Raw genomic sequence first — 21,358 nt, 5'->3', positions numbered from 1 at the left:
CGGCGGGTCCTAGTAGTCGAACCGATCGACCGAGGCGATGCGGAAGACCGCGTCGGGCGGAAGGTCCTCGTAGAAGTCGGCGGTCACCGCTGCCGACTGGCCCGGGCCGAGGTTCTCGGCGTAGGCGCTCGCGGTGCCGAGCTGGGAAGTTCCGTCGGGGCTCTCGGCGACGATCTCCACGGAGTAGGTCATCTGCACCGTGCTGCTGTTCGTCACCGTGAGCGCGAGCGTCACGCCGCCGTACTCCTGGGCGACCGGAGCCCCGAGCGCGACGTCCCCGCTGAGGTCCTTGAAGCCGACGTCCTCGACCGCGGCGACCTCGAGCACCGGTGCGGTCATGCCGCCGCCCATCACGGTGTCGTACGTCGTCGCGCCCTCGACGATCGCGTGGACCTTCAGGACGTCGCCCACGGTGACGTCGGCCAGGATCGAGCGGTCGCCGGAGAGCAGCGTGTTGACGTCGAGCTCGAAGGGGGACGACGGCTGCTCGGCTCCGGTGCCGGCGCGGAACGAGTCCGAACCGGTGGCGGCGTCGAACTGTGTGACCTCGGCGTAGAGGACGATCTTGTCGCCGACGTAGGCCTCCGGGTCCTTGGCGATCTGCGCCCAGGCGGCCGCGTCGACCGCCGTGAACGACGTGAGGTCCACGTCCTGCGTCGACCCGCCCTCGGGCGACGTGCCGACCGTGGAGCGGTCGGGGCTCGCGGCCTCCGGGGAGTCGTCCAGGATCGCGATCAGGAGCAGGACGCCGGAGACGGTGCCGACGAGCGCGAGCGCGATGCCCCAGATCGACCGCGCCCTCCCCACGGCGGGGGTCGACCGGCCCGCGCGACGCAGTCCGACGATCCCCAGCACGATCGCGGCGATCCCGGGGAGGAAGAACAGGTTCGCCAGGGCCGCGACGATCCCGGCGGTCAGGCTCAGGGTCGCGGGGGTGTTCTTGGTGGGAGGGACCCACCCGCCCGGTGAGGGCGCTGCGCCCTGCCCGGTCCAGCCGTACGGCGCGGCGGTCGCGGAGGGGTCGTGGCCGGAGGGCCACGCCGCCGCGCGTCCGGCGTCGTGGGCCATCGCCTCGGCCGAGGTGGGGACCCCCTGGACGGGGCCCTGCGGCGGGGGAGGCGACGAGGCGGGGACCCAGGTCCCGTCGGGAGCCAGGCGCCAACCGTTGACCACGTCGCCGACGCGGTAGGAGTTCTGCGGGGAATCGGTCACGGCAACCTGCTCACGGAGAGGGACGAAAGTGCCAGAACCGTACTGGCTGGACCGAGACCGGTGGGTCGAATCTCAGGACGCGGCCGGGTGAATTCCGGACGGGCGGACCGCGGGCTCTCTCAGCGCCCCGCGCCCGCGCGGGGCAGGATGGCCCCATGATCGAAGCGTTCACCGCCGCCCAGGTCCGCGCCGCCGAGGAGCCGCTGCTCGCCCGAGGGGCCCCGCTCATGGAGCGTGCGGCGTTCGCTCTCGCGACGGTCGTGGTGCAGGACCTGCGGCGGGGGCGCCGCGGCGGGTCCGACGGCGGTGCGCCTGCCCGGCGTCTGGCAGGAGCCCGAGCGGTGCTGCTCGTGGGCTCGGGCAACAACGGGGGCGACGCCCTGTTCGCGGGGGCGTACCTGGCCAGGCGGGGCGTCGCGGTCCAGGCGGTCTGCACGAGCGGGCGCCCGCACGCCGACGGGCTGAGCGCGCTGCGTCGCGCGGGCGGGCGGGTGCTCGATCTCACGGCCCCGGCCGAGCTCGCCCGCTGGTCGCACGTCGTGGACACGGTCCTCGCGGCCGACGTGGTCCTCGACGGACTGGTCGGGATCGGGGCGACCGGGGCGCTGCGGGGGGTGGCGGGCGACCTGGTCGCGGCGCTCGCGGACGAGCTCGCGGGGCGGGCCGCACGGGCTGGGTCGAGGGCCGGGCTCCCGTGGGTCGTCGCGGTCGACACCCCGAGCGGCATCGGCGTCGACGACGGCTCCGTCCCCGGGCCCGTCCTGCCCGCCGACCGGACCGTCACCTTCGGTGCGCACAAGCCCGGTCTGCTGCTGCCCCCCGCGACCCACCTCGCGGGGGTCGTGACGCTCGTCGACCTCGACCTCGACCTCGGGCTGGCGGGCGTGGGCGGTGCGGGCAGCGGCCCGATCGAGCCCGTCGGCCCCGTCGGCGCGGCGGTGCGGCGCCTCGAACGTGCCGACGTGGCCCGGCTGTGGCCCGTCCCCGGGTCGACCGACCAGAAGTACACGCGCGGGGTCCTGGGGGTCGTCGCGGGCACGCCCACGTTCCCGGGTGCGGCGGTCCTCGCCGTCTCGGCGGCGGTCCGGGCGGGCGTGGGGATGGTCCGCTACCGGGGGCCCGACGACGTCGCGCGCGTCGTCGTCTCGGCCCGCCCCGAGGCCGTGCCCGCCGAGGGCAGGGTGCAGGCGTGGGCGCTCGGGTCGGGAGTCCCGGCAGCGGAGGAACGAGCGGCCCTGCGGGACGGGGGTGGCGTGCGGAGCGCCGAGGCGGGGCAGCACGAGCGGATCAGGTACGCGCTCGCGGTCGCGTGCGGGGTGCTGGCCGAGGACGTGGCCGGGCCGAGGGTCCCGGCCGTGGTCGACGCGGGCGCCTTGTCGCTGCTCCCGGAGCGCTGCCCGCCGTCGGTGGTCCTGACTCCCCACGCGGGCGAGCTCGCGGGGCTCCTGCGTGCCCGGGGTGACGAGGTCGACCGGGAGGACGTCGAGGCCCGACCGCTGCGGTGGGCGCGCAGAGCGCACGACCTCACGGGCGCGACGGTCCTGCTCAAGGGATCGGCGACGGTCGTGGTGGGGCCGGAGGTGACGTGGTCGCAGGCGGACGGCCCCGCGTGGCTGGCCACCGCCGGGTCGGGGGACGTCCTCACGGGGCTCCTGGGGGCCCTCCTGGCCGCGCACGGCGAGCGCGTGGTGCACGAGCCCGGGGCGGCCGCCGAGCTCGCCGCAGCGGCCGCGCTGGTCCACGGGCTGGCGGGCACCCGTGCGAACCCGGGAGGCCCGGTCGCGGCGCTGGACGTGGCCGAGGCGCTGCCAGGGGTGGTCGCGGCCCTGCTCCACGAGGGCGACGGCACCCGCCACCGACGGTGACCCACCCGCCGAGGGGACGAGACGAGGGACCGAGGGTGACAGATGCCGATCGAGGGTGACCAGGTCGTGGTCGAGGGGGACGTCAGGGCTGCCCTCGTGGCGCGATGTCGGTCGCTCGTCGCGACGGCCCGGCACACGCAGGGGTCGCAGGGCCGCGTGAGGGTGCTCGTCGGGATCGCCGGGGCACCCGGAGCGGGCAAGTCGACGCTCGCCGCCGACGTCCTGGCGGAGCTCGTGGGCGGGACGGTACCGGGTGGCGCCGACGCCGGAGCGGTCGAGGAGGCGCCGGACGTGCGCGACCACCGCCCGCCTCCGGTCGGGTCGACCGGGGTGCGCGCCGTCGTCGTGCCCATGGACGGGTTCCACCTCGCGGACGTCGAGCTCGCACGCCTCGGGCGCCGGGACCGCAAGGGAGCGCCCGACACGTTCGACGCGCACGGCTTCGTGGCCCTTCTCGAACGGCTCCGGGCGCCACGCCGGGGAGTCACGGTCTACGCCCCCGCGTTCGACCGCGAGATCGAGGAGCCCGTGGCCGGCTCGATACCGGTGGGGCCGGAGGTCGAGCTCGTCCTGACCGAGGGCAACTACCTCCTGCTCGGCGACGGGCACGACGACGGGCGCTGGAGCCCGGTCCGGGACCTTCTCGACGAGACGTGGTTCGTCGACCTTCCCGACGCGACCCGCGTCGAACGCCTCGTCGCACGGCACGTCCGTCACGGCAGGCCGCCCGCCGTGGCGCGCGAGTGGGTGCTCGGCCCGGACGAGACCAACGCCCGGCTGGTGGCCTCGACGCGGGGCCGGGCCGACGTCGTCGTGCGTGCGTGAGCGCCTCGCCGTCCGGAGCGGACCGTCGTGGGGCAGCGGCTACCGTGGTGGCGTGCCGCCCCCCACGACCTCTCACGTCCCGCCGCGCCGTCGGCGTGCCCCGTCCCAGCCGCTGCCCGTGCGGGACGGGCTCAACGCCACGCGCGTCGTCCTGCCCGCGAACGGGGACGGGGGCGAGGGGTCCCCGCGCTGGGAGACCGTGCTGGACCATCTCGTCCATCGCTTCCCCGACGACGAGCCGCGCCTGCGCGAGAAGGTCGCCGCGGGCGAGGTCGTCGACCACCTGGGTCGGCCGGTCACGGCGCAGACCCCTTTCGCGCAGCACGCGCGCGTGTTCCTCTACCGGGACCCGCCCGTCGAGACGCGCGTGCCTTTCGAGATCGAGATCCTGTACCGGGACGACGACCTCGTCGTGGTCGACAAGCCGCACTTCCTCGCGAGCATCCCCCGGGGGGCGTTCATCGCCGAGTCGGCGCTCGTGCGGTTGCGCCGAGACCTCGACCTGCCCGAGCTCTCGCCCGCGCACCGGCTCGACAGGGTCACGGCCGGGGTGCTCGTCCTGACCGTACGACCCGAGGTCCGCGGCCCGTACCAGACGCTCTTCGCCGAGCGCCGCGTGACCAAGGTCTACGAGGCCGTGGCTCGTGTCGACCCTGCGCTCGACCTCCCGCGCGTCGTGCGCAGCCGCATCCACAAGGAGCGCGGCGTCATGCGCGCCTTCGAGGTTCCCGGCGAGCCGAACTCCGAGAGCCTCGTCGAGCTCGTGGACACCCGGGAGGCCGTGGCCGGCACGCTCGGCCTCTACCGCCTGACGCCGCACACCGGCAAGACCCACCAGCTCCGGCTGCACATGAACTCGCTCGGCCTGCCGATCCTGCACGACAACTTCTACCCGACGTTCTACGACGTGCGCCCCGACGACTTCGGCCGCCCGCTCCAGCTCGTCTCTCGCTCGATCGAGTTCGTCGACCCGCTCAGCGGCGAGGCACGACGGTTCGAGACGACGCGGCCCCTCCAGGAGTGGTCCTAGGCCCGACGGCGTCACCGTCGTCGGGAGCGCCCGTCTCCTCCGGGGCGGGGACCGCTCACCCCCGGCCGGGCGTTCCGGTGAGAGAATCGGTGACCGTGAGCCCCTTCAGCGACCCCAGGCACGGATCCGCGGACGACTTCACCCCCCTCACGGCGGCCGGTGCCGTGCATCCCGCCGACTACTACCCGGCGCGTGCCGTGATCGACCTGGACGCGATCCGCTCGAACGTCGAGTCGCTCGCGTCCCGTGCGAGCACCGCGCAGGTCATGGCCGTCGTCAAGGCCGACGCGTACGGCCACGGCCTGCTGCCCAGCGCGCGTGCGGCGCTCGCGGGCGGTGCGACGTGGCTCGGCACGGCCCAGGTCTCGGAGGCGCTCGCACTGCGCGCCGCGGGGATCGGCCCGGACCGGGCGCGGGTCCTCACGTGGCTCTACGCCCCCGGGGCGCCGCTGCGGGCACTGGTCGAGGCGGAGATCGACGTCTCGGTCGCCGCGCCCTGGGCCCTCGACGAGGTCGCTGCGGCGGGTCGCGCGGCCGGCCGCCCGGCGCGCGTGCACCTCAAGATCGACACGGGGCTCGGTCGCAACGGGATCGTGCCCGACCAGCTCCCGGCCGTGCTCGACGCGGCCCGGCGCGCGGAGTCGGAAGGGGTCCTGAGCGTCGTCGGGATCTGGTCGCACTTCGCGTTCGCGGACGAGCCCGAGCACCCGACCGTCCTGCACCAGGCCGAGGTCTTCGACGACGCGGTCCGCACGGCCGAGGCCGCGGGGGTGCGGCTCGAGGTGCGTCACCTCGCGAACTCGGCCGCGACGCTCACGAACCCCCGCGTCCACTACGACCTGGTCCGCCCGGGTCTGGCCGTCTACGGGCTCTCGCCGGTCCCGCAGCTCGGGACGCCCGACGACTTCGGTCTGACCCCGGCCATGACGCTCGAGGCCGAGCTCGCGACGGTCAAGCACGTCCCGGAGGGACAGGGCGTGTCCTACGCGCACGCCTACACGACGTCGCACGCGACGATCCTCGGTGTGGTCCCGCTCGGCTATGCCGACGGCATCCCACGGCACGCGTCGGGTGCCCTGCCCGAGCGGCCCGGTGGGCCCGTGCTGGTCGGCGGGCCGATCGACGAGACGGGCGGGATCGACGGCACGGGCCGCGTCCTGCACGTCGCGGGGCGGGTCTGCATGGACCAGTTCGTGCTCGACCTGGGCCCGTACGCCGCCGAGCGGGCGGGCGACGTCGTGACGCTGTTCGGCCCCGGTGCGGGCCTCGCGCGCGGCGGGGCCCCGACCGCGGAGGACTGGGCGCTGGCCGCCGGCACCATCAGCTACGAGATCACGACGCGGCTGGGAGCCCGCGTGCCGCGCGTCTATCGGGACGGCGGCGACGCGTCGGGCCCGACGGCGGAGCCCACCACGGGCGGTGACGCCGCTCTCGGCGGGCCCGCCCCGGCGCGGGCGGACCGCGCACAGGACCACACGCTGCGTGACCGCACGCACGACGACCAGGAGTGGCTGTCATGACCGACCTGACCTTCGACCTGCCCGACGCGGACGCGACCCGCGCGTTCGGCCTGGCCCTGGCGCGCGAGCTGCGCGCGGGCGACCTCGTGATGCTCACGGGTGACCTGGGCGCGGGCAAGACGACCCTGACGCAGGGCATCGGCGCGGGGCTGGGGGTGCGGGGCCAGGTCGCGTCGCCGACCTTCATCATCGCGCGCGTCCACCCGCCGCTCGCGGACGGCCCGTACCTGGTCCACGTCGACGCCTACCGCCTCGGTTCGCTCGACGAGGTCGAGGCCCTCGACCTCGACGCGAGCCTCGACGAGTCGGTCACGGTCGTCGAGTGGGGGCAGGACCTCGTGGAGTCGCTCGCGGAGGACCGCCTGGAGATCACGATCGAGCGTCCGCGCGGCGGCGTCGACACGTCCGCCACGGCGGGGACGTCCCGGTCCGGCGAGACCGACGGCGAGCCGGTCGACCCCGACGACGAGACCGAGTCGCCCGAGGCCGGCGTCCGGCACGTGACCGTGCGCGCCCTGGGTGACCGGTGGGCCGACGTCGACCGGCTCGCGGACGGGCTGCGCACGGCGGTCGAGGCGGAGCACGCCGCAGCGGACCCGGCCGCCGGCGGGCCGGCCGACCAGGACCTGGCCGCGAACCGGCCTGCGGAAAAGTAGGCTGGGACCGTGGCAGTTCTCGCGCTCGATACGTCAGCCGCCGTCGCGGTCGCCCTCGTCGGGGACGGCGGTGAACGGCTCGCTGTGCGCTCGGCGGACGAGCGCCGTCGGCACGCCGAGACCCTCGCCCCGCTCATCAGCGAGGTGCTCGCCGAGGCCGGGGTGGACCGGACCGCGCTGACCGCGGTCGTCGCGGGCACGGGCCCGGCCCCGTTCACGGGCCTGCGGGTCGGTCTGGTCACGGCGCGCACGCTCGCGCTCTCGCTGGGCATCCCGGCGCTCGGGGTCTCCGGGCTCGACGCGATCGCGGCGCAGGCCGTGAGCGACCTGGGCCTGACGCCGGGCGACGAGGTCCTCGCGACGGCCGACGCCCGGCGCCGCGAGGTGTATTGGGCGCGCTACCGCGTGGTCGCGCACGAGGGGCCGCACGCGACGCCCGTCGTCGAGCTCGTGGCCGGTCCGGACGTGGGTCCGGCCGCGGGACTGGCCGACCAGGTCGCGGGCGCCGTGGTCGTGGGGGAGGGGGCGTCGCTCTACCCGGAGCACCTGCCGCTCGCCGAGGACGCCCCGCTCGTCCCCGACGCGGTCGTGCTGGCGCGGCTCGCGATCGCGCGCCGCGACGCGGACGTCGAGCAGCCCACCGAGCCGCTGTACCTGCGCCGCCCCGACGTCCAGGAGCCCGCGGCCCGCAAGCGCGCGACCGACGCGCCCGTGACCGGCCCGAAGGCGAGCGGGGCGTGAGCGCGCACTACGAGGTCAAGCTGCGGCCGCTGCGCGCGGCGGACCTGCCGCGCGTCGTGCGCCTCGAGCAGGAGCTGTTCGGCCCGAGCGCCTGGACGTACGGGATGCTGGCCGACGAGCTCGGTGCGCTGGGCCGCTGGTACGTCGCGGCCGAGCCCGTGCGCATCTATGCGGCGGGCCCGCAGGAGCTCGTCGGCTATGCGGGGCTGTGGTTCGACGGCGACGTCACGCAGATCATGACGATCGGGGTGGACCCGCAGTACCACCACCTGGGCATCGGGTCGGTGCTCCTGACGGCGCTGATCGACCGGTCGCGTCAGGTCGGGGCGAGCGCGGTCCTGCTCGAGGTCGCGGTCGACAACGACGCGGCGCTGGCCATGTACGGCAAGTTCGGGTTCGAGCAGCTCGGCATCCGCAAGCGGTACTACCAGCCCGAGGACGTCGACGCCTACACCATGCGCCTCGAGCTGTCCGACGACTCCGCCGAGCCCGCTCCCGCGGCCGGCGAGGGTGACGTCCTGCCCGACGAGCCGGGCGTCGCGTGAGCGCTCGCGACGCGGTGCTCGTCTCGGCGCGGGCGCTGCACGACGAGATCGCCGCGGGCGCGGGCGACCTGGTCCTGCTCGACGTCCGCTGGGCGCTCGGCGTGACCGACGGCCACGAGCAGTACCTCGCGGGGCACCTGCCGGGCGCGGTGTTCGTGGACCTCGAGGCCGAGCTCGCCGCGCCGGCGTCACCCGCGCGTGGGCGGCACCCCCTGCCGGACCTCGCCGACCTCCAGGCGGCGGCTCGTCGCTGGGGCGTGCGCGCGGGGTCGCGCGTGGTCGCGTACGACGCCGTGGGGGCCACGTCGGCCGCGCGCGCGTGGTGGCTGCTGCGCTGGGCGGGCCTCGCGGACGTCCGCCTGCTCGACGGCGGCCTGGGCGCGTGGACGGGCGAGGGCTTCGCCGTCGAGACGGGGGAGGTGGCGACGGCCCCAGGGGACGTCGTGCTGTCCCAGGGCGCGCTCCCCACGCTCACGCCCGACGACGCGGCCCACCTGGCGTCGTCGGGCGACGGGCTGCTCCTGGACGCCCGGGCAGGCGAACGCTTCCGGGGCGAGGTCGAGCCCGTGGACCCGCGTGCGGGGCACGTACCGGGCGCGGTGAGCGCGCCGACGACCGGCAACCTGGGACCCGACGGGCGCTTCCTCGACGAGGCGGCGCTCCGCGAGCGTTTCGCGGGACTGGGCGTGGAGGGCGCCGCGAGCCGTCAGGTCGGCGTGTACTGCGGCTCGGGCGTCACGGCCGCGCACGAGGTCGCGGCCCTCGCGACGATCGGCGTCGACGCCGCGCTGTACGCGGGATCGTGGTCGCAGTGGTCGAACGACGAGACCCGCCCGGTGGCCACGGGGGCCTGACCGGACGGGTCTGGGGGTCGTGCTGAGGGTGGCCGCGACGAGCGGGGCGTCAGAGCACGGGTGACGCCGTGCCGCGCGGCGCCTCGGGGGTCCCAGCGCCTTCGACGGTCCTGTGCGCTGCGAACCTCAGAGGGTCTCAGAGAGTCTCGGAGGCCTGGTCGAACGTGAGGCGCGTCTGGCGCGGGTAGGTCGCGCCCTCGCCGGCCGGGGTGCCGACGTTGATGACGACGAGCGACTTCCAGCCGTTCTCGCCGAAGAACTCGGCGTCGATGCCTGCGGCGTCGAACCCGCCCATGGGTCCGACGTGCAGACCGGCGGCGCGCAGGCCCACGATGAAGTAGCCGACCTGGATCAGCGCGGACGTGCGGGACATGCCCGCGCGGGTCTCGACGCCGGCCGCCTCGAGGTTCTCCTTGGCGCCTTCCATGTGCGGGGCGAGGACCGGGAGGTACTCGTGGAAGTTGGTGTCGGCCGCGGCGACGATCGTGAGCGGCGCGGCGAGGGTCTTGGCCTTGTTGCCGTCGGCCATGTGCTCGACGAGGCGCGCACGGGCCTCGGGGTCGCGGACCACGAGGAGGCGCAGCGGCACGGTGTTCATGGCGGTCGGGCCCCAGCGGACCAGGTCGTAGGCGGCCTGGATCTTCTCGTCGGGGACGGCCTCGTCCTCGAACGCGTGGACGGTGCGGGCCTCGCGGAACAGGAGGTCGGCGGTCGAGGCGTCGATCTCGAGGAGGTCGTCGAAGGCGGCGTCGATGGGGGTGAAGGTCTCTGTGCTCATGCCTCGGTCAACAGTTGAAGGATCAATCACCCTTCCCGGTGGGCGCCGTGACGTGCGACACACCGACTCCGACGGTCTCGGTCGAGGGCCCGTCACGGCCCGTCCTCGTCGCGCCACCCGGACGAGCGGTGCGCTCGACGACCGTCGCCACGCGACTACCCTGGGAACCATGGTTTCTGGCGGTTCCACTGACAACTCCGGCGCGCCCCTGGTCCTCGGGATCGAGACGTCCTGCGACGAGACGGGCGTCGCGCTCGTGCGCGGTCGCGAGCTCCTCGTCGACGCGGTCGCGAGCTCGATGGACGAGCACGCCCGCTACGGCGGCATCATCCCCGAGGTCGCCTCGCGCGCCCACCTCGAGGCGATGATCCCCACGATCCAGCGCGCGCTGGGCGAGGCCGACGTCGACCTGTCCGAGATCGACGCGATCGCCGTGACGGCCGGACCCGGCCTCGTGGGACCGCTCACGATCGGCGCCTCGGCGGCCAAGGCCCTGTCGATCGGTCTGAACAAGCCGCTCTACGGGGTCAACCACGTGATCGGCCACGCCGCCGTGGACGAGCTCGTCCACGGTGAGTTCCCCGACCGCGTCATGGCGCTCGTGGTCTCCGGCGGGCACTCGTCGCTGCTCATGGTCGACGACTTCGCGACCGACGTGACCGAGCTCGGCTCGACGCTCGACGACGCCGCGGGCGAGGCCTTCGACAAGGTCGGGCGCCTGCTCGGCCTGCCCTACCCGGGCGGCCCGCACGTCGACCGCCTCGCCCGCGAGGGCGACCCCACGGCGATCCGGTTCCCGCGTGGCCTCACGGCCCGCAAGGACCAGGAGAAGCACGCCTACGACTTCTCGTTCTCGGGGCTCAAGACCGCGGTGGCCCGGTGGGTCGAGGCCCGCGTCGACAGCGGCCTCGAGGTACCGCTCAACGACGTCGCCGCGTCCTTCGCCGAGGCCGTCGCCGACGTCCTCACGGCCAAGACCATCGCTGCGTGCCAGCGGCACGGCGTCGAGACCCTCGTGATCGGTGGAGGGTTCAGCGCCAACTCGCAGCTGCGCGACATGGCGGCCGAGCGCTGCGCCGAGGCCGGGATCGACCTGCGCATCCCGCCCATCCGCTACTGCACCGACAACGGTGCGATGATCGCCGCGCTCGGGTCGGCCGTCGTGCGGGCCGGTGTGGCGCCGTCGGGCCTGGACATCCCCGTCGACTCCTCGATGCCGCTCACGACCGTCTCGGTCTGAGCCGGGGCGAGCAGCGCTCGAGAACGGGATCGAGGTCGCCGTCTCCTCGACGACGACCTCGATCCCGTTCTCGTCGCGCGGCCCGCGGCCGTGCGGCCCGCGACAGCGGGCAGCGGCTCAGCGGGCCGGGCGCAGCAGGAACGTGAACTCGTCGGCGTCCGGCGCGACGTGGTGCCCGTCCTCGTCCTGGACCTCGACCGTCTCCAGGCCGGCCGCCGTGGCGAGGGCCCGGAACCCGTCCTGCGTGTACCAGTGGATCGTCCAGAGCCGCTCCTCGACGGTGCTCGCCCCGTCGAGGACCCGCTCGTAGCGCAGCGCGCTGCGCTGGGTCCGCGCGAGCTCGTCGCGCTCCTCGGCCACGACCCCGACCCGCAGGAGGGCGCCGTCCTCACGCGTCGTCTCACGAGAGACCCCCACGACCTCGGGGGGCGTGGGGGACGGGACGAAGAGCGGGACGAGCGCGGTCCCGTCGTCGGTCAGGTGGGAGCGGATGCCCCGCAGGGCCGCGAGCGCGGTGTCGTCGTCGGGCAGGAGACAGAACGTGGGCCCTGCGAGGTAGATCGAGCGGTACGTGTGCGGCAGGTCGAGGGACTCCATGCGCTGGTGGTGGACCGTGACGTCGAGCCCCTGGACGGCTGCGAGCGAGCGGCAGCGTTCGAGCATGTCGGCCGACGAGTCCACCCCCTCGACGTCGAGCCCCAGCGAGCGCAGGACCAGGAGCGGGTCCCCGTCGCCGCAGCCGAGCTCCAGCGCGGGCTCGCCCGAGTCGAGCACGAAGCGTGCGTAGCGCTCCGGATCCTCGTAGCCCGACTTCAGGGGAGCGTAGAGCTCGGCGACGATGCCCGTGTAGAAGTCCGCAGGATCCATGCGTCCCATGGTCTCAGCAGGGGCAACGCAATATCCGGACCGGCGCGCGGGGCGCTGCGGGACCTCCTGGACACGGGCGTGGCCGGCGACCCGAGCGGGCGCCGTGGCGACCTGCGGTGCCCGCGCCCCGCCGTCGGGCCCCGTCAGAGCGGGCGGCCCGCCCGCATCTCCGCGACGAGCGCCCGCACGACGGCGTCGAGCTCGCCGCCGTTGCGCCGCGCCACGGCCCGCTGCCGCTGGTAGGAGGCGCCCCGGCGCAGGATGAGGCGTACGTCGTCGAGCTCGGCGAGGCACCCGAGACGCGCGGCGACCGGCTCGAGCTCGACGAGCAGCTTGCTCACGGCCTCGGTCACGAGCTCCTCGTTGCCCGCACGGTCGAGGATGATGATCGCGTCCATGCCGTACCGCGCCGAGCGCCACTTGTTCTCCTGCGCGAACCAGGCCGGGATCGTGGGGAGCTCCTTGCCCTGGTCGAGCAGCGTCGACAGGTGCTCGACCAGGCAGTGGTTGAGCGCCGCGAGCGCGAGGACCTCGGTCAGGTTGGTCGCGCCGTCGCAGATGCGCGTCTCGAGCGTCCCGAAGCGTGGGGACGGCCGCAGGTCCCAGCGGACCTCGTCGAACTGGTCGATCACGCCCGTGTGCATCATGTCGCCCACGTAGCCCTCGAGCTGTTCCCACGTCTCGAACTGGAAGCCCAGTCCCGCGGTCGGGAGCTGCTGGAACATGAGCGCGCGGTTCGACGCGTAGCCCGTGTCCTTGCCGCCCCAGAAGGGCGACGACGCCGAGAGCGACTGCAGGTGCGCGAAGTAGCCGAGCATCGCGCGCGAGATCGGCAGCACCTTGGCGCGGTCCTCGATCCCGACGTGCACGTGCACGCCGTAGATGAGCATCTGCCGCCCCCACCACTGCGTGCGGTCGATGAGGGTCGCGTAGCGCTCCTTGTCCGTGACCTTCTGCTGGGCCCAGCGTGCGAAGGGGTGCGTGCCCGCGCTCATGAGCTCGACGCGCAGCGGGTCGGTCAGGACGCGGATCTCCTCGATCGCGGCCTCGAGGTCGCGGCCGGCGTCGCCGACCGTGCGGCACACGCCGCTCACGACCTCGACGGTGTTGAGGAGCAGCTCCTGGCGGATGTGCGGGTGCTGCGAGCCGTCGGCGGGCTCGACCGCGTCGAGCACGGTCTGGGCGACCTGGCGCAGGTCGCCCGAGTCCTTGTCGACGAGCGCGAGCTCCCACTCGATGCCGACGGACGAGCGTTCGGACCGGGCGAAGGGAAGGTGCACCGATCAGCCCCTTTCTCCAGGCGTGGGGGAGTCGAGCACGCTCGTGCCGTCGGGCCGGGTCAACGGCTCGACGACCAGGACCTGCTGCGATCCGCCGATCCTGGTCAGGACGACGGTCGCCTCCGCGGTGCCGCGCAGGTCGAGCTGCTTGCGGAGCTGTTCCGGCACGACGGCCGTGCCCCGCTTCTTGATGGTCAGCCGCCCGACGCCCCGCTCTCGCAGGTACGCCTTGAGCTTCTTGAGGCTGAAGGGCATGACGTCCAGGACGCGGTACCCGGTGGCAAGGTCAGCACTGTCCGCGCTGCCCACGACCGTGCGCGGCGCGGGGTGGTCGGTCGTGACGTACGCGATGGTCCGGTCGAGCAGCCGCCCGCCGAGCTCGGCGGCGGCGTGGGCCACGAGCCCGGCGCGGATGATCGCGCCGTCGGGCTCGTACAGGTAGTGCCCGACGGCGCCCACGTCCGGTACGGGCTCGTCGTCGCCCTGGTCGTGGCGCAGGGTGCGTGACGTCGTGCGCCGGTTGCCCTCGGCGTCGGTCGTGCTGCGCAGCACGAGGGCCGTGCGCCCCGGCCCGTCCGGGGCGAGGGGGCCGAACCACAGCGCGGCCTCCACGACGTCGCCGTCGACCGAGACCCACTGGGTCTCGGCGTCGGTGGGCAGGCCCGCGTGCGGGATGCCGGGCCCCACCTTGATCCCGACCGCGGGCACGACCGAGCGCAACGCCCAGACGTCGTCGAGCGGGGGAGCGTAGGAGCGCGGGTCGAAGATGCGCGTGCCCGAGCGGGTGCGCCGGGCCGGGTCGGCGAACACGCCGTCGACGCCCTCGGCGACCAGGTCGATGCTCAGGCCGTCCGTGTGGCGGACCTCGGCCTCGGGGAAGTGACGCAGGTTGACCGTCGCGATCGAGGCCGTGACCTCGTCGATGTCGGTCGCGAGGACCTGCAGCCCCGTCCCGGCGAAGGTCATGGAGTCCGCGCCGATGCCGCACGTCAGGTCGGCCACCTTGGTGACGCCGGCCGCGTGGTAGCGCTGCGCGTGGTGGGCCGCGACCACGAGCCGGGTCGCCTGCTCGAGACCGTCCTGGGTGAAGAGCATGCCGTCCGCGAACGCGTCGAACTTGAGGTGGGCCTTGGCGCGCAGGCGGGACTGGGTCAGGGCCGCCGCGGCGAGCTCGGGGTCGACGCCCTGGGCGCGCAGGCCGGTCGCGAGCACCATGGCCTGGCGCTCGTCGTAGGGCGGGAGCGCGCTCAGGAGCGACCATCCCGCCGGGCTGAGCAGCTTGGTCAGTGCCGACGCGTCCATGCGTCGATCTTTCCACGCCCGGCGCGCGTTGGCACTCGCCTTGACCGAGTGCTAATGCGGACCTAGATTGAGCGTAGGTCGTTCGCACCCTCGGGTGAGGGCGACGAGAGCGACTCCCGCCGGTCCGGCACCCGCGACGACGGACGGCAGGCTGCGCTCGACACCTACCCGTTGCAGTTCTCACAGCGAAACGGAGGTCCGACGTGTCGGTCCCCATCAAGCCGCTCGAGGACCGGATCGTCGTGAAGGCCCTCGAGGCCGAGACCACGACCGCATCCGGCCTGGTCATTCCGGACACCGCCAAGGAGAAGCCCCAGGAGGGCGAGGTCCTGGCAGTTGGTCCGGGTCGTATCGACGACAACGGCAACCGCGTCCCGTTGGACGTCGTCGTCGGCGACAAGGTCATCTACAGCAAGTACGGCGGCACCGAGGTCAAGTACGGGGGCCAGGAGTACCTGGTGCTCTCCGCGCGCGACATCCTCGCCGTGGTCGTCTCCTGATCCTCTGATCACAGGCTGACGTCCAGCAGCTCTGCTGGTGACGAAGGGCCCCGCAACCTGTCGGTTGCGGGGCCCTTCGTCCTGTCCGGTGCCGGCTGATCTCGAGGTCGGCGCGGGCGCCGGGACGTGTGGCTGCGTTGCTGCGGCGCGGGGCCGTGCGCTGCTCGCGGGCGCGAGCGGGGCTCCCGGCCTTCGCGGTGCGGACCGTCGCACGGTCCGCGGTGCGGTCGGTCAGCCGGTCTTCGCGGCGCCGGCCAGGATGGCGGCGCGCTCGTCCTCGCTGAGGCCGCCCCAGACCCCGTAGGGCTCGCGGACCTTGAGGGACTGCTCACGGCACTGCAGCATGACGGGGCACGAGGCGCAGATCGCCTTGGCGGCCTCGGCACGTCGTCGTCGGGTCGAGCCTCGCTCGCCCTCCGGGTGGAAGAAGAGGGTGTCGTCCTGGTCGCGGCACGAGCCCTGGTACTGCCATTCCCACAGTTCCATGACCGGTCCGGGGAGCCTCGAGATCTCTGTCATGCAGGACAACCTACAAGCGTTGCAGAAGTTGTTCAAGTGGCTGACGTGAGGAAGTTCGTGAACCGGTTCTTGGCGGTCTGCATCGATTTGCGTCCGAGGTGGCGCGAACCGCACTCGTTTCAGAGGTGGTTCAGCCGATTCGGGCATCACGGACTGAGACACGCCGCGTCCGAAGTGGCGAGCGACTGAACCGGTCGGCAGAATCGGGTGCATGACTTCACTCCGGTCCGCCCCGAACCCCGGCGGGCCCCGACGGAAGGCGACCGAGGCACCCGCTCTCGCCGTCGCGGCCGTCGCCAAGAGGCTGGGCGTCGCCCCGGCCACCCTCCGCACCTGGGACCGTCGCTACGGTCTCGGGCCCTCTGAGCACACCGCCGGTTCGCACCGGCGCTACACCGCCGACGACGTCGCGCGCCTCGTCATCATGCGTCGCCTGACGCTCGAAGGGGTCGCGCCCGTCGACGCCGCGCGAGCCGCCCTCGACGCCGACGAGGCCGAGCTGGCCCTCGAGAGCGAGATCGGGGACGGCGACGCGGACGACGGCGATCATGCCGACGGTGCGGACGAACCCGAGGAAGAGGGCTCCGAGCAGGAGCCCGGCGCCTCGGCCCCTCCGGCCGACAGCGCGCCCGGCGGGGTGCGGCTCCTGCGCTCGGTGCCACGATCGGCCGACGACGAGCCCGTGCGGCTCGGTGCGCCGCGCCCGACGAGCGTGTCCGACGTCGTGGACGCCGCCATCGCGTTCGACCAGAAGAAGTGCGACCAGCTCCTGCGCATCGCCCCCGGCGCCGACCCCGGGCACTGGTGGTCGACGCTCGTGGAGCCCGCGCTGCACCGCATCGCCGAGCGGACGTTCCTCGCGTCCCCGGGAGAGATGCCCGAGGTCGTGTTCTCCAACGCGACCCTGGCCGCCCTGCGCGAGTACACGCACGCGTCCGAGGAGGCGCTCGTCGCGGGAGGCGGCCCGCCGCCCAACCACCCGAGCCGCATGCGCCGGATCGTCCTGATCTTCGCCGCGCCGGGAGAGCAGGTGCCGCTCGCGGCGCACGCACTCGCCGCGGCGCTCGGCGCCCAGGGGGCCATGGCGCGCATCGTCACGGGCTCGGCCACGGCGCACCGTTCGCTCGAGCTCGTCACCATGGTCCGCCCTGCGGCCATCGCGGTGGTGACCATGCAGCCCCGGCCGGTGCTCGACGTCGTGCACACGCTCCACGAGGCCAACCCGGACCTGCCCATCTTCGTCGGGCTCGCGAACGACGAGGCCGCGGCGAGCCTGCCGTACGCCTCGACCGTCCAGCGCGTGCGCAGCTTCACGGGACTGCTCCACGAGGCGCTCGCCGTCGTGCGGTGACCTGCGCCACGCGCAGCCCGTCCGGCAGCCTGCCGGCCGTCCCCCGGCCGTCCCCCGGCCGTCACCCGGCCGTCCCCCGGCCGTCCCAGTGGCGGGACGGCCGGGAATATGCCGGAGGCCCTGAGCGTAGAATCTTGATGTGACCGACTCTCTCGCAGCCCCCGCACACGACCCCTTCGGCTTCACCGGACTGACGTACGACGACGTCCTCCTGCTCCCGAACGAGACGGACGTCATCCCGAGCGAGGTCGACACGACCGCGCGGCTGACGCGCGAGATCACCATGTCCGCACCGCTGCTCTCGGCCGCGATGGACACCGTGACCGAGTCGCGCATGGCGATCGCGATGGCCCGCCAGGGCGGGATCGGCATCATCCACCGCAACCTGTCGATCGAGGCGCAGGCCAAGGAGGTCGACCTCGTCAAGCGGTCCGAGTCCGGCATGATCACCGACCCGGTCACGGTCGGTCCCGAGGCCACGCTCGCCGAGCTCGACGCGCTGTGCGGCCAGTACCGGGTGTCCGGGCTGCCCGTCGTCGAGGCGGACGGCAAGCTCGTCGGCATCATCACGAACCGGGACCTGCGGTTCGTCAACCCCGCGGACTTCGCCGAGCGTCGCGTGTTCGAGATCATGACGCCCATGCCCCTCGTGACGGCGCCGATCGGCATCGCGCGCGACGACGCCGCCGCGCTCCTGGCCAAGCACAAGATCGAGAAGCTCCCGCTCATCGACGCCGAGGGGCGCCTGGGCGGCCTCATCACGGTCAAGGACTTCGTCAAGACCGAGCAGTACCCCGGCGCCACCAAGGACGGCGAGGGCCGTCTGCGCGTGGGGGCGGCGATCGGGTTCTTCGGTGACGCCTGGACGCGTGCGACCGCGCTCGCCGAGGCCGGCGTCGACGTCCTGGTCGCGGACACCGCGAACGGCCACGCGCGCCTCCTGCTCGACATGATCCGCAAGCTCAAGGCGGACCCGGCGTTCAAGGACGTCCAGGTCGTCGGCGGCAACGTCGCGACCCGTGCAGGCGCCCAGGCGCTGGTCGACGCCGGCGCGGACGGGGTCAAGGTCGGAGTCGGCCCCGGCTCGATCTGCACGACCCGCGTCGTCGCGGGCGTCGGCGTCCCGCAGGTGACCGCGATCTACGAGGCCTCGCTCGCGTGCCGTCCGGCCGGCGTCCCGGTCATCGGGGACGGTGGCCTCCAGTACTCGGGCGACATCGCCAAGGCGCTCGTCGCGGGCGCGGACACCGTCATGCTCGGCTCGCTCCTCGCAGGCTGCGACGAGAGCCCCGGCGACCTCGTGTTCGTCAACGGCAAGCAGTTCAAGCTCTACCGCGGCATGGGCTCGATCGGCGCCATGGCCTCGCGCGGCAAGAAGGCCTCGTACTCCAAGGACCGCTACTTCCAGGCCGACGTCGCGAGCGACGACAAGATCGTGCCCGAGGGCATCGAGGGGCAGGTGCCCTACCGCGGCCCGCTCGGTGCGGTCGCGCACCAGCTCGTCGGCGGCCTGCACCAGTCGATGTTCTACGTCGGCGCGCACACCATCCCGCAGCTCCAGGAGCGCGGCAAGTTCGTGCGCATCACGCCGGCCGGGCTCAAGGAGTCGCACCCGCACGACATCCAGATGACGGTCGAGGCCCCCAACTACACGGGGCGCTGACCGCACGGGCCTCCAGGCCGGCCCCGCGCCGCTCCACGCGGCCCGGTCCTGCCCCGGGACCCGACGAGACGGACGACAGGACGGGCGCGACCCCCACGAGGGTCGCGCCCGTCCTGTCGTCCGTCTTGTCGAGCTCAGTCGCGGAAGGTCTCGATCCGCGCGCCGAGCTCGATGAGCCGCTCCTGGAGCTGCTCGTATCCGCGCGAGATGATGTCGACGTTGCGCAGCACCGAGGTGCCCTTCGCCGCGAGCATCGCGAGCAGGATCACGACGGCGGGCCGCAGCGCGGGCGGGCAGCTCACCTCGGCGCCCGACCAGTGGGTCGGGCCCGTGATGTCGAGCCGGTGCGAGTCGAGCAGCCGGACGTCGGCGCCGAGGCGCGTGAGGTCGCTCAGGTGGATGGCCCGGCCCTCGTACACCCAGTCGTGGATGAGGGTGTGCCCGCTCGCGCACGCCGCGATGACGGCGAAGAACGGGAGGTTGTCGATGTTGAGCCCCGGGAACGGCATGGGGTGGATCTTGTCGATGGGTGCGTGCAGCTCGCTCGGGTGGACCGTGACGTCGACCAGACGGGTGCGTCCGTTGAGCGCCAGGTACTCGGGAGAGAGCGAGTAGCGCAGTCCCATCTCGGACAGGGTCGCGAGCTCGATCTCCATGAACTCGATGGGTACGCGCGCGACCGTGATCTCCGAGCCCGTGACGATCCCGGCGGTCAGGAGGCTCATGGCCTCGACCGGGTCCTCCGAGACCGCGTACTCCACGTCGGCGTCGATGTCGGTGCGACCGTGGATGCGCAGCGTCGTGGTGCCGATGCCCTCGATGCGCACGCCCAGGAGCTCGAGGTAGAAGCAGAGGTCCTGGACCATGTAGTTGGGGCTCGCGTTGCGGATCGTGGTCACGCCGTCGCGCGAGGCGGCGGCCATGATCGCGTTCTCGGTGACGGTGTCGCCACGCTCGGTGAGGACGACGCTCAGGTCGTGGGTGCCGGGGGCTGCGACGATCGCCTCGTAGTTGCCCGAGGCCGCGGTGACCGACAGCCCGAACGGGCGCAGCGCGATCATGTGGGGCTCGACGGTCCGCGTGCCCAGGTCGCAGCCGCCCGCGTAGGGGAGGGAGAACTCGTCCTGGAGACCGAGCAGGGGACCGAGGAACATGATGATCGAGCGGGTGCGGCGCGCGGCGTCGACGTCGATCGACGCGAGGTCGAGCTGCGCGGGCACGACGATCTCGAGGTCACGACCGTCGGCGGACCAGACCGCCTGGACGCCGATGCTCCGCAGGACGTCGACGATGCGGTCGACCTCCACGATGCGCGCGACGCGGCGCAGGGTGGTGCGGCCACGGTTGAGGAGCGAGGCGCAGAGCAGCGCGACGGCGCCGTTCTTCGACGAGTTGACCTCGATGCGACCGGAGAGCTCGTGGCCGCCGCTGACCCGCAGGTGGGAGTGCTTGGGAGCCCCGAACGAGATGATCTCCGAGTCGAGCGCCGCGCTGATCCGGGCGAGCATGTCGAGGCTCACGTTCTGCGAGCCCTGCTCGATCCGATGGATCGCGCTCTGGCTCGTCCCGAGGCGCTCGGCGAGCTGAGCCTGGGTGAGGCCCTTGTTCTGGCGTGCGCCGCGGATGAGTGCGGCGACCTGTGCGAGGTGCTGGGGTGCTTCGTCGACCATGGTCATGAGCCGACGGTAACTCATCGATGAGATATTGGCGCGGTGATCTTGGGGTGGCGGCCCGATTTCACGGGATCATCACGAGCGGCCCATATGTTCTATGAGGTTTCACGGGCGACGGGCCTGGGGGTGGCCCTGGTCTGTCTGCCGGTCTGTCTGTCAGTCGGAGCGGCTCACGACGGCCACGTGGTGCTGGCCCCCGCGCCGACGTATCCCTGGCCGGCGCGCCAGGTGTTGAAGTTCTCGGCCCAGGCCCGGTGAGCCGTGATCTGCTGGCGGTGCAGCGAGTCGAGGTCCTGCTCGGCGAGCTCGGGGAAGGCGCGGGTCATGGCCTCGAGCACGTCGAGCGTCGCGAGGACGTCGACGTCCGCGGTGTGCAGGTTGCCGCCGTCGGTCACGCCGTAGTGGACGCACAGGTCGCCGAGCTTGCGCTTGCCCTTGCGGAAGCGGTCGAGCGAACGGTCGAGGACGAGCGGGTCGATCACGGGCGTGACCTCGCGGCCCAGGCGCTCGCCCAGCGTCGGCAGTGCGTGGCGCGCGAGCTCGGCGTCGAGCAGCGACAGGTCGAACGCCGCGTTGAACGCGACCACGGGCACGCCGATCGCGAGGTCCGCGGCGATGATCGTCGCGATCTCCTCGAGGGCCGGTCCGGGAGCCACGCCGTGCTGGACCGCGTGCTCGGTCGAGATGCCGTGGATCGCGGCGGCCTCCGCGGGGATGGGGACGCCGGGGTCGACGAGCCAGGTCCGGACCTCGGTGCTGCGCCCCGGGACGCGCCGCACGAGCGCGGCGGTCACGATGCGGTCGTTCGTGACGTCGACCCCGGTGGTCTCGGTGTCGAAGCCCAGCAGCGGTCCGGTCGTCCAGCTCATCGTCGTGCTCCTTGCGGTCGTCCTGTGGGTGGTGGCCCGGCGGTCCTCGCCGTGCGCGACCGTCCCTG

Annotated in this window: 20 protein-coding genes; 12 read left to right on the top strand and 8 right to left on the bottom strand. The window is 73.4% G+C overall.

Annotation, left to right across the window (positions count from 1 at the left end; translation table 11 throughout):
* Positions 1 to 9: 9 nt before the first annotated feature.
* Positions 10 to 1,212 (bottom strand): DUF4190 domain-containing protein, encoded by a 1,203-nt coding sequence (locus JOD49_RS06060; protein WP_205306399.1) that lies wholly within the window; start codon positions 1,210 to 1,212, stop codon positions 10 to 12.
* A 155-nt stretch (positions 1,213 to 1,367) separates the two neighbouring features.
* Here JOD49_RS06060 and JOD49_RS06055 point away from each other — a divergent pair, with 155 nt between their 5' ends.
* From JOD49_RS06055 to JOD49_RS06020, 8 genes are all read left to right on the top strand, one after another.
* Positions 1,368 to 3,077, top strand: coding sequence for a bifunctional ADP-dependent NAD(P)H-hydrate dehydratase/NAD(P)H-hydrate epimerase (locus tag JOD49_RS06055; protein WP_205306398.1), 1,710 nt, complete (start codon positions 1,368 to 1,370; stop codon positions 3,075 to 3,077).
* A 42-nt stretch (positions 3,078 to 3,119) separates the two neighbouring features.
* Positions 3,120 to 3,902 (top strand): nucleoside/nucleotide kinase family protein, encoded by a 783-nt coding sequence (locus JOD49_RS06050; RefSeq protein WP_205306397.1) that lies wholly within the window; start codon positions 3,120 to 3,122, stop codon positions 3,900 to 3,902.
* 52 nt (positions 3,903 to 3,954) lie between these two features.
* Positions 3,955 to 4,932 carry a pseudouridine synthase gene (locus JOD49_RS06045; RefSeq protein ID WP_307822416.1) on the top strand — a complete coding sequence of 326 codons (978 nt, stop codon included), beginning with the start codon at positions 3,955 to 3,957 and terminating at the stop codon, positions 4,930 to 4,932.
* A 164-nt stretch (positions 4,933 to 5,096) separates the two neighbouring features.
* Entirely contained in the window at positions 5,097 to 6,452 is a 1,356-nt protein-coding gene (gene alr, locus JOD49_RS06040) for an alanine racemase (RefSeq protein ID WP_205308839.1), read from the top strand.
* Positions 6,449 to 7,108 (top strand): tRNA (adenosine(37)-N6)-threonylcarbamoyltransferase complex ATPase subunit type 1 TsaE, encoded by a 660-nt coding sequence (gene tsaE / locus JOD49_RS06035; protein WP_205306396.1) that lies wholly within the window; start codon positions 6,449 to 6,451, stop codon positions 7,106 to 7,108. The genes alr and tsaE overlap by 4 nt, the downstream gene beginning before the upstream one ends.
* A 9-nt stretch (positions 7,109 to 7,117) precedes the next feature.
* Positions 7,118 to 7,849, top strand: coding sequence for a tRNA (adenosine(37)-N6)-threonylcarbamoyltransferase complex dimerization subunit type 1 TsaB (tsaB, locus tag JOD49_RS06030; RefSeq protein WP_205306395.1), 732 nt, complete (start codon positions 7,118 to 7,120; stop codon positions 7,847 to 7,849).
* Positions 7,846 to 8,394, top strand: a complete 549-nt coding sequence (gene rimI / locus JOD49_RS06025) for a ribosomal protein S18-alanine N-acetyltransferase (protein ID WP_205306394.1) — start codon at positions 7,846 to 7,848, stop codon at positions 8,392 to 8,394. Before tsaB ends, rimI begins: the two co-directional genes overlap by 4 nt.
* A complete protein-coding gene (locus tag JOD49_RS06020) occupies positions 8,391 to 9,248 on the top strand; it encodes a sulfurtransferase (protein ID WP_205306393.1) in 858 nt (285 codons plus the stop codon). Before rimI ends, JOD49_RS06020 begins: the two co-directional genes overlap by 4 nt.
* 136 nt (positions 9,249 to 9,384) lie before the next feature.
* On the opposite strand, the gene JOD49_RS06015 is transcribed toward JOD49_RS06020, so the two are convergent.
* The gene (locus JOD49_RS06015; protein WP_205306392.1) at positions 9,385 to 10,026 is read right to left on the bottom strand and encodes a malonic semialdehyde reductase; all 642 of its coding nucleotides are present in this window, start codon (positions 10,024 to 10,026) and stop codon (positions 9,385 to 9,387) included.
* 169 nt (positions 10,027 to 10,195) lie between these two features.
* Between JOD49_RS06015 and tsaD the strand changes: the two genes are divergently transcribed.
* On the top strand, positions 10,196 to 11,266 hold the full coding sequence (tsaD, locus tag JOD49_RS06010) for a tRNA (adenosine(37)-N6)-threonylcarbamoyltransferase complex transferase subunit TsaD (protein ID WP_205306391.1): 1,071 nt from the start codon (positions 10,196 to 10,198) through the stop codon (positions 11,264 to 11,266).
* A gap of 117 nt (positions 11,267 to 11,383) precedes the next feature.
* Here the strand turns inward: tsaD and JOD49_RS06005 are convergent, their stop codons facing one another.
* The 3 genes from JOD49_RS06005 to JOD49_RS05995 form a co-directional block, all read right to left on the bottom strand.
* Positions 11,384 to 12,133, bottom strand: a complete 750-nt coding sequence (locus JOD49_RS06005; RefSeq protein WP_205306390.1) for a class I SAM-dependent methyltransferase — start codon at positions 12,131 to 12,133, stop codon at positions 11,384 to 11,386.
* A 143-nt stretch (positions 12,134 to 12,276) separates the two neighbouring features.
* A complete protein-coding gene (locus tag JOD49_RS06000) occupies positions 12,277 to 13,413 on the bottom strand; it encodes a glutamate--cysteine ligase (protein WP_205306389.1) in 1,137 nt (378 codons plus the stop codon).
* Between the two features lie 3 nt (positions 13,414 to 13,416).
* Positions 13,417 to 14,715, bottom strand: coding sequence for a class I SAM-dependent methyltransferase (locus JOD49_RS05995; RefSeq protein WP_205306388.1), 1,299 nt, complete (start codon positions 14,713 to 14,715; stop codon positions 13,417 to 13,419).
* A gap of 203 nt (positions 14,716 to 14,918) precedes the next feature.
* On the opposite strand from JOD49_RS05995, the gene groES reads away from it, so the two are divergent.
* Positions 14,919 to 15,215: a co-chaperone GroES gene (gene groES, locus JOD49_RS05990; protein ID WP_030151887.1), complete on the top strand. Its 297-nt coding sequence runs from the start codon at positions 14,919 to 14,921 to the stop codon at positions 15,213 to 15,215.
* 231 nt (positions 15,216 to 15,446) lie between these two features.
* Here groES and JOD49_RS05985 read toward each other — a convergent pair whose 3' ends face one another.
* A complete protein-coding gene (locus JOD49_RS05985; RefSeq protein ID WP_205306387.1) occupies positions 15,447 to 15,734 on the bottom strand; it encodes a WhiB family transcriptional regulator in 288 nt (95 codons plus the stop codon).
* A 211-nt stretch (positions 15,735 to 15,945) separates the two neighbouring features.
* On the opposite strand from JOD49_RS05985, the gene JOD49_RS05980 reads away from it, so the two are divergent.
* Together JOD49_RS05980 and guaB are read left to right on the top strand one after the other, a co-directional pair.
* The gene (locus JOD49_RS05980) at positions 15,946 to 17,085 is read left to right on the top strand and encodes a MerR family transcriptional regulator (protein ID WP_205306386.1); all 1,140 of its coding nucleotides are present in this window, start codon (positions 15,946 to 15,948) and stop codon (positions 17,083 to 17,085) included.
* Positions 17,086 to 17,224: 139 nt separating this feature from the next.
* Entirely contained in the window at positions 17,225 to 18,748 is a 1,524-nt protein-coding gene (gene guaB, locus JOD49_RS05975) for an IMP dehydrogenase (protein WP_205306385.1), read from the top strand.
* Positions 18,749 to 18,882: 134 nt separating this feature from the next.
* Here the strand turns inward: guaB and JOD49_RS05970 are convergent, their stop codons facing one another.
* Together JOD49_RS05970 and JOD49_RS05965 are read right to left on the bottom strand one after the other, a co-directional pair.
* Positions 18,883 to 20,418 (bottom strand): UDP-N-acetylglucosamine 1-carboxyvinyltransferase, encoded by a 1,536-nt coding sequence (locus tag JOD49_RS05970; protein WP_372441356.1) that lies wholly within the window; start codon positions 20,416 to 20,418, stop codon positions 18,883 to 18,885.
* A gap of 173 nt (positions 20,419 to 20,591) precedes the next feature.
* A complete protein-coding gene (locus JOD49_RS05965; protein ID WP_205306383.1) occupies positions 20,592 to 21,290 on the bottom strand; it encodes an exonuclease domain-containing protein in 699 nt (232 codons plus the stop codon).
* Between the last annotated feature and the right edge of the window lie 68 nt (positions 21,291 to 21,358).

It is taken from the genome of Oerskovia jenensis, from assembly GCF_016907235.1.
Taxonomy (GTDB): domain Bacteria; phylum Actinomycetota; class Actinomycetes; order Actinomycetales; family Cellulomonadaceae; genus Oerskovia; species Oerskovia jenensis.
The sequence above is the reverse complement of the archived record's forward strand: the minus strand, read 5'-3'. Positions and strand labels throughout refer to the sequence as shown.

Bases quoted from the DNA above. Each gene is read 5' to 3' on its own strand.
- JOD49_RS06050 (WP_205306397.1), top strand. From the start codon at position 3,120: ATGCCGATCGAGGGTGACCAGGTCGTGGTCGAGGGGGACGTCAGGGCT.
- JOD49_RS06015 (WP_205306392.1), bottom strand. From the start codon at position 10,026: ATGAGCACAGAGACCTTCACCCCCATCGACGCCGCCTTCGACGACCTC.
- JOD49_RS06005 (WP_205306390.1), bottom strand. From the start codon at position 12,133: ATGGATCCTGCGGACTTCTACACGGGCATCGTCGCCGAGCTCTACGCT.
- JOD49_RS05970 (WP_372441356.1), bottom strand. From the start codon at position 20,418: ATGGTCGACGAAGCACCCCAGCACCTCGCACAGGTCGCCGCACTCATC.
- JOD49_RS05985 (WP_205306387.1), bottom strand. From the start codon at position 15,734: ATGACAGAGATCTCGAGGCTCCCCGGACCGGTCATGGAACTGTGGGAA.
- JOD49_RS05980 (WP_205306386.1), top strand. From the start codon at position 15,946: ATGACTTCACTCCGGTCCGCCCCGAACCCCGGCGGGCCCCGACGGAAG.
- JOD49_RS06055 (WP_205306398.1), top strand. From the start codon at position 1,368: ATGATCGAAGCGTTCACCGCCGCCCAGGTCCGCGCCGCCGAGGAGCCG.
- tsaD (WP_205306391.1), top strand. From the start codon at position 10,196: ATGGTTTCTGGCGGTTCCACTGACAACTCCGGCGCGCCCCTGGTCCTC.
- tsaE (WP_205306396.1), top strand. From the start codon at position 6,449: ATGACCGACCTGACCTTCGACCTGCCCGACGCGGACGCGACCCGCGCG.
- JOD49_RS05995 (WP_205306388.1), bottom strand. From the start codon at position 14,715: ATGGACGCGTCGGCACTGACCAAGCTGCTCAGCCCGGCGGGATGGTCG.
- JOD49_RS05965 (WP_205306383.1), bottom strand. From the start codon at position 21,290: ATGAGCTGGACGACCGGACCGCTGCTGGGCTTCGACACCGAGACCACC.